This window comes from Streptomyces phytophilus (assembly GCF_013870535.1).
GTDB classification, from domain to species: domain Bacteria; phylum Actinomycetota; class Actinomycetes; order Streptomycetales; family Streptomycetaceae; genus Streptomyces; species Streptomyces phytophilus.
Map to the genome: position 1 here is coordinate 1 of NZ_JACBXC010001752.1, position 713 is coordinate 713.

A 713-nucleotide genomic window follows, 5' to 3' on the forward strand; every position below is an offset into this window, starting at 1 on the left:
GACCCGCCTGGATGATCTACACCACCGTCACGGTCATCGAAGTGGCCTTCCACCTCCACTACGGCCTGGCCGCCCTCGCGTTCGTGCCCTACGCGCTGCTGCGCACCTGGCTCCTCCTGCGCTACGCACGACTGCTTCCACTGCTCCTCGGCCACGCCATCGCCGACGCGGTCGTCCTGCTCTGTGCACCGCCTAACGCCGCCCTCGCCAAGATCGTTATCCCGCTGGGGCTGATCGCCAGCATGTGGCAGCTCCTCCACCAAGGCGACCAGAATCCGGAAGCCCCCGACCCCGGTTCCCACGCCACTACCGGGCCCGTGGGCCGGTAGCCCGAGCACCCGACCGGCCCACCGGCCGACACCGCCGGACCCGGGCCGAGGCCCTCACGCAGAGCCCCCGCCACCCCTCAGCGCGCCTGGGGGAGGCGCGGGCACCAGCTCCCGCCGCTCGCCGGGGACGTGTGAAGCGGCCTTCGGACGGCGGGCGGCGGGACCCCTCCTCCTCACCTTTTCGGCACCCAGTACGTACCCCTCTCTTCACCCATTTCATGGGAGCAGCCATGACTTCCCGGATTCTGGTGACCGGCGTCGCCACGCCTGCCGGGCTCGCCCTGGCCAGGGCCCTGTTACCCGAAGCCGACGTCATCGCCGCGGACGCCGACCCCCACGCACCCGGTCTGCACATCCCCGGCGTCACCGCCCACCAACTCCCCG

1 protein-coding gene is annotated in these 713 nt (G+C 71.5%); it reads left to right on the plus strand.

The annotated features are described in order from the left end of the window. Positions 1 to 329, plus strand: a 329-nt coding sequence (locus H5J30_RS35730) for a hypothetical protein (protein WP_220189664.1), incomplete at its 5' end; no start/stop codon positions are given. Positions 330 to 713 lie beyond the last annotated feature (384 nt).